The organism is uncultured Leifsonia sp., assembly GCF_945957465.1.
In the GTDB taxonomy this organism is placed as follows: domain Bacteria; phylum Actinomycetota; class Actinomycetes; order Actinomycetales; family Microbacteriaceae; genus Leifsonia.
Window position 1 is genome coordinate 1 of the sequence record NZ_CAMFLC010000093.1, and the last position, 5860, is coordinate 5860.

At 69.7% G+C, this 5860-nt stretch carries 5 protein-coding genes; 4 read left to right on the top strand and 1 reads right to left on the bottom strand.

Annotation, left to right across the window (positions count from 1 at the left end; translation table 11 throughout):
* The 4 genes from Q0Q23_RS19515 to Q0Q23_RS19530 form a co-directional block, all read left to right on the top strand.
* On the top strand, positions 1–1800 hold a 1800-nt coding region (locus Q0Q23_RS19515), incomplete at its 5' end, for a glycoside hydrolase family 15 protein (RefSeq protein WP_295128307.1).
* Positions 1797–2903: an ATP-binding protein gene (locus Q0Q23_RS19520; RefSeq protein WP_295128308.1), complete on the top strand. Its 1107-nt coding sequence runs from the start codon at positions 1797–1799 to the stop codon at positions 2901–2903. The genes Q0Q23_RS19515 and Q0Q23_RS19520, both read left to right, overlap by 4 nt.
* 16 nt (positions 2904–2919) lie before the next feature.
* Positions 2920–3792, top strand: coding sequence for an MIP/aquaporin family protein (locus tag Q0Q23_RS19525; RefSeq protein ID WP_295128310.1), 873 nt, complete (start codon positions 2920–2922; stop codon positions 3790–3792).
* A 32-nt stretch (positions 3793–3824) separates the two neighbouring features.
* A complete protein-coding gene (locus Q0Q23_RS19530) occupies positions 3825–4385 on the top strand; it encodes a hypothetical protein (protein ID WP_295128311.1) in 561 nt (186 codons plus the stop codon).
* A gap of 49 nt (positions 4386–4434) precedes the next feature.
* On the opposite strand, the gene Q0Q23_RS19535 is transcribed toward Q0Q23_RS19530, so the two are convergent.
* Positions 4435–5667: an AI-2E family transporter gene (locus Q0Q23_RS19535; RefSeq protein ID WP_295128313.1), complete on the bottom strand. Its 1233-nt coding sequence runs from the start codon at positions 5665–5667 to the stop codon at positions 4435–4437.
* Positions 5668–5860 lie beyond the last annotated feature (193 nt).

The following is a 5860-nucleotide window of genomic DNA, read 5'->3' on the forward strand; positions in this document are numbered from 1 at the left end:
ATGATCGGCGACCTGCAGACCGTCGCCCTGGTGTCGACCGCGGGGTCCATCGACTGGTTCTGCGCCCCGCGATTCGACTCGCCGACGATGTTCGCATCGCTTCTCGACCGCGAGAGGGGCGGGTATTTCCGCATCCACGCGCTCGCGGACGACGCGCGGATCCGGCAGATGTACTTTCCGCAGACGGCCGTGCTGATCACGCGCTTCATGTCGTCGCAGGGCGTCGGGGAGGTGATCGACTTCATGCCGGTCGCCGACGAGCCGCACATTCCCACCGCACGTCGGCTCATCGTCCGTGCGGTGCGGGTGGTGCGCGGCGAGCTGAGGTTCCGGCTGGAGTGCCGCCCGCGGTTCGACTACGGACGCAGCGAGCACTCGGCGACGGCCTCCGACCACGGTGTGCTGTTCGCCGACGACACCACGAGCGCTGCGCTGCACGGCGTCGAGCCGGAGGCGCTCGTCCACGGCGACGTGGTCACCGAGTTCACGGTCGCCGCCGGTGACATCCGCATCTTCGCGTTCGAGACCGAGCCGCGCGGCGAGCCCCGCGACATCGGACGGGCGCGCGGCAACCGGCTGTTCCGCGAGACGGTCGCCTTCTGGCGCGACTGGATCGGCCGCAGCAGCTACTCGGGCAGGTGGCGGGAGGACGTCGAGCGCTCCGCGATGGTGCTCAAGCTGCTGCAGTACGCGCCGAGCGGCGCGCTTGTCGCGGCACCGACGGCGGCCCTCCCCGAGCAACTCGGCGGCGTGCGCAACTGGGACTACCGCTACACCTGGATCCGGGACGCTTCGTTCTCGGTGTACTCGCTGCTCGCGCTCGGCTACGAGGACGAGGCGATCGCCTTCGCCCTGTGGACCGCCGACCGGGTGGCCGAGCAGGCGGGGGGCGAGTCCGGTCCGCTCAAGATCATGTACCGCATCGACGGATCCTCCGACCTGGAGGAGCTGACGCTCGACCACTTCGAGGGCTACCAGAGCTCGCAGCCGGTGCACATCGGCAACGGCGCCGCCGACCAGCTGCAGCTCGACATCTACGGTGAGGCGCTGGACGCGCTGTCCATCGCCGAGGACCACCATCCCATCGGGCACCCGGGCTGGATGAAGCTGGTCGGCATCCTCGACTGGCTGGGCGACAACTGGGACCAGCCCGACGAGGGGGTCTGGGAGACCCGCGGGGGTCGCAAAGACTTCACCTACGGCCGCATCATGTGCTGGGTCGCGTTCGACCGCGCCATCACGATCGCCCGCGAGCGCAGCCGGCCGGCCCCGCTCGACCGCTGGATCCGCACCCGCGACGCCATCTACGAGCAGGTGTTCACACGCTGCTGGAACGACGAACGGAAGGCGTTCACGCAGTATCCCGGCACGGACGTCGTGGACGCCATCACCCTGCTCATGCCGCTGGTGGGGATGATCTCGCCGACCGACCCGATGTGGTTGTCGACGCTCGACGCAATCGGTGAGGAGCTGGTCACCGACAGCCTGGTCTACCGCTACAACCCGGCCGCCTCACCGGACGGCCTTCCCGGCGAGGAAGGCACGTTCTCGCTGTGCTCGTTCTTCTACGTCTGTGCGCTGACCGACGCCGGCCGGCTCGACGAGGCCCAGTATGCGTTCGAGAAGATGCTCACCTACGGCAACCACCTGGGGCTGTTCGCCGAGGAGATCGATCCGGCCGGCCTCCAGCTCGGCAACTTCCCGCAGGCGTTCACGCACCTGGCTCTCATCCGTGCGGCGATCAGCCTCGACACCGCCCTGACCTCGCTCACCACCACGACCCGGAAGGTTCCCCGATGATCCCGCTCACGATCGGCACCACCGTCGACGCGCCCGACCGTCCCGCCGTCATCGACGGGTCGCGGTTCAACCGGCACACCTTCTGGTGCGGCCAGAGCGGGTCGGGTAAGACCTACGCGCTCGGTGTGGTGCTGGAGCAGCTGCTGCTGCAGACCGAGCTGCCGATGGCGGTTCTCGACCCGAATGCCGACTTCGTGCGGATCTCGCGCACGCGCGACGACGTGACCCCGGAGGAGCGCGAGCGCTTCGACCGGTTCGACATCCGGGTCTTCCACTCCAGCACCCGCGAGGAGCCGCAGCTGCACGCCCGCTACATCGACCTCAGCGTGCGTTCGCAGGCGGCGGTCGGCCGGCTCGACCCGATCGTGGACGAGGAGGAGTACAACGCCCTCCTGCACCTGGACAAGTCGCCGGGGCAGCACTTCGACAAGCAGCGTTTCCTGGACGCGCTCGCCACCTCCGACGACCCGGCACGGCGGCGGCTGGGCATCCGCATCGACAACCTGGAGATCCTGGACTGGCCGCTGTGGTCGTTCGGCGGCTCCTCCGCCGTGGACGACCTCGACGAGCGGCCCCGCGTCACCGTGCTCGACGTGGGCGGCTTCGCGCACCAGGCGGAGCCGCAGGCCGCCGCGCTGTGCGTGCTCGAGCACCTCTGGGAGCGGCGGATGGACCGCGACCCGCTCCTGATCGTCCTCGACGAAGCCCACAACTTCTGCCCTCCGGTGCCGCGCAACAGCGTGGAGGCCCAGCTCACCGAGCAGCTCATCCAGATCGCGGCGGAGGGCCGCAAGTTCGGGCTGTGGCTGTTCCTGTCGACGCAGCGGCCGACGAAGATCCACCCGAACGTGCTGTCGCAGTGCGACAACCTCGGCCTGATGCGGATGAACTCGCCGCGCGACCTCGACGAGATCGCCGACGTGTTCGGGTTCGTGCCGCAGCATCTGCTGGAGCAGTCGCCGACCTTCCGCAAAGGGGAGGCGCTGTTCGCCGGAGCGTTCTCCGACGAGCCGCAGCTCGTGCGGGTGGGCCGGCGGCTCACGGCGGAGGGCGGCAGCGACCTGTCCGTGGAGCCGCGCAGGGCGGAGACCGTTCAGTCCTGAGACGTGAGGAGACATCGTGTCAGAGAGGCATCCAGCACGGGTGACCGGCAGCCCCGGCCCGCATCGCGACGAGGGCGCCGCCGGCGTCGTGAGCGACATCGTGCACGGACGGTTCATGCACGTTCCGGCGACGATCGGCCAGTCCATCGAAGACTTCCACGACTCGTCGCAGGAGTGGCGGCGACTCTTCTCCGAGCTGCTCGGCACGTTCTTCCTCGTGCTGGTCGCGGCCGGCGGCGGCATGATGGGCCAGGCGTTCCCTGACACGATCTCGCGAACGGCGGCGGTGACGGCGCCGGCGCTGATGGTCTTCGCGATCATCCTCTTCATGGGCAAGATATCGGGTGCGCACCTCAACCCCGCTGTCAGCGTCGCCTTCGCGCTGCGCGGCGACTTCCCGTGGGTACGGGTGCCCGGCTACATCCTCGTGCAGCTCGTCGGCGCCTGGCTGGCGGCCTGGTTCCTGGAGGGGGTGACGCACGTGTCGTCGCGCTACGGCTCGAACTACCCGGCGTCGGGCTCCGGCTCGTGGGATGCGCTGCTGATGGAGGCGGTGCTCACGTTCGGCCTGGTCAGCGTCATCCTGGGCACGGCCTCCGGAGCCCAGAACCTCGGCATCATCGGCGCGTTCGGCGTCGGCGCCTACATCGCGCTGGCCGGTCTGTGGGCGAGCCCGATCTCCGGCGCCTCGATGAACCCGGCCCGCACCTTCGGGCCGGACCTCGTGAGCGGCCACTGGGACGCCTACTGGGTGTACATCGTCGGTCCGCTGGCCGGCGCGGCGGTCGGCGCGGCCTTCGTCCTGCGCGGCCGCGGCGGGGGACGCGCCGGATCGGCGGCGGCGCAGGGCGGCCTGATGACGGAGGCGCGGTTTCCCGAACAGGACTGACGGCGCACTCCCGGGCGGACCATGATGTCTTCATGGACTCGATGGATCTCAACCGGTCCTCTGTGCGGCCCGACAGCAGCGTCCGGGTGCAGAGGGCGCTGTGGCGGCACTGGGGAACACCCGCCGGCATCTACGGCACCATCGTGTATGCGAGCGTCGTCGCAGCCAGCTCTGGCGGTCCGAGCGATCAGACCCAGTCGGACGCGCTCCATGTGCTGGTGTTCAGCCTGGTGAGCATCGTCGTGTTCTGGATGGCGCACGTGTACTCCACGGCCCTGGGCTTCCACGGTGCCGACGAGAGCGTCCGGGCGCGAGTGCGCGACGCGTTCGGCCACGCGCTGTTCGAGTCGAGCGGCATGCTGGAGGCCGCCGTCGTCCCGAGCGTCCCGCTGCTGCTCGCCGCGATCGGGGTCCTCCCGGCCACGCTCGGTGTCTACCTGTCGCTCTGGCTCACGGTGCTGCTGCTGGCACTGCTGGGCTACCTGGTGTTCCACATGCGCGGCAGGTCGGTGCTGATCTGCCTGCTGGGTGCCGTCATCACCGGACTGTTCGGCGTCGTCGTCATCCTGCTGAAGACGACGCTGCAGCACTGAGCGCGATGCCCAGTTCGGGCGGGAGGGAACCCGCGTTCGCGCTTCGCGTCTACTCCTCCTTCCGCTCCGCGTTCCGGTCGGCGGCGGGAGTGTGCCTGGCGAGCTTCGCGGACTTGCGTTCGGCCTTGGCCTCCGCCGACTCCGCCTTCATCAGGTCCTTGGTCTCGCGGAGGTCGCCGATCGCGGCGCGCCAGATGCGGGCCCGCGGGTCGGAGTCCACCAGGATCGCGCGGAACAGCAAGGTGAGCGGGATCGCCAGGATGGCGCCGATCGCGCCCAGGACCACGGCCCACAGCAGCACGGAGAAGAACGTGAGCGTCTGGCTCAGCGCCACCGCATTGCCGACGACCTTCGGCTGCACGACCGACTGCACGACGGCGTTGACGATCCCGTAGATGACGATGATGGCGATGACGGTGCCCCAGCCGCCGACGAGGTAGCCGAACACCAGTGGGGGAACCAGCGCGAGGAAGTAGCCCACGTTCGGTATGAAGCTGCACAGGAACGACAGGATCGCCCAGAGAAGCGCCGCAGGCACCCCCAGGATCCACAGCGCGATGCCGTTGATCACGCCCTGGACGATGCCGAGCACGGTCGTGACGACCATGTAGCGGCGCACGCTGTGCGCGAAGCCGGCCATGGCGTACACCAGGTTCGGCTTGGCGGGCTTCAGCTGACGGAGCAGGGTCGGCGTGTATGCCGCGTCGGCCGGCATCAGGATCAGCATCGTCAGCACGATCACCCCGAAGGTCACCAGACCGAACGCGCCGCCGAGCACTCCGGTGAAGACGTTCACGAGCTTCGTCGGGTCGAAGCCCTGTGTGACGGTCTTCAGATCCTGCGGACTGATCCCGATGCTCGAGAGCCAGTTCGCGAACTGCTGGCCGAGCGCCTGGAACTGCGCCTTGTACTGCGGAAGCATCCCCACGAACTGGGCCAGCGCGAGGATCAGCAGCGCTACGAAGCCGGCGAGCAGCGCGAAGGTCGTCAGGGCGACGGCTCCCGTCGCGACCCCGGAGGGCGTGCCGTGCCGTTCGAGCCAGACCCGGACCGGCTGAGCGCAGATGACCAGGATGAGGGCCAGGAGGGTCGGGGCGAGGATGCCGGCGATGGCGTGCATTCCGATCGCGACCACGACGCCGCCGGCGAGGCCGAGCAGGATGCGCACGGCCCGCCCGTTCGCCGCGTTCGTCGCCTGTTCGGGATCGGGATCGCTCGGCGGCTCCGCCTCGGGCGCCTTCGTGCGGCGGCGGAACGGCCAGAACCCGCTAACGGCGGCCATCGCCGGATCCTGTCGTGTTCGTCTGGAGCGCCATGACGGCCTCCCGGAGGGCGTTCTGCGGTGTAGGTCCGGCGAGCGGCCGGAGGTGGGTGCGCAGCGGCGGCGGGGGCCAGCTGGGGGGCCGCGCCCCCGCGGTGGGGGGGGGGAACACCGGAACCCAGCCCCGCCCGGGACGCCCGGGGGGCGGGCCGCG

Coding starts and splice junctions, on each gene's coding strand:
- Q0Q23_RS19520 (WP_295128308.1), top strand. CDS start 1,797: ATGATCCCGCTCACGATCGGCACCACCGTCGACGCGCCCGACCGTCCC.
- Q0Q23_RS19535 (WP_295128313.1), bottom strand. CDS start 5,667: ATGGCCGCCGTTAGCGGGTTCTGGCCGTTCCGCCGCCGCACGAAGGCG.
- Q0Q23_RS19530 (WP_295128311.1), top strand. CDS start 3,825: ATGGACTCGATGGATCTCAACCGGTCCTCTGTGCGGCCCGACAGCAGC.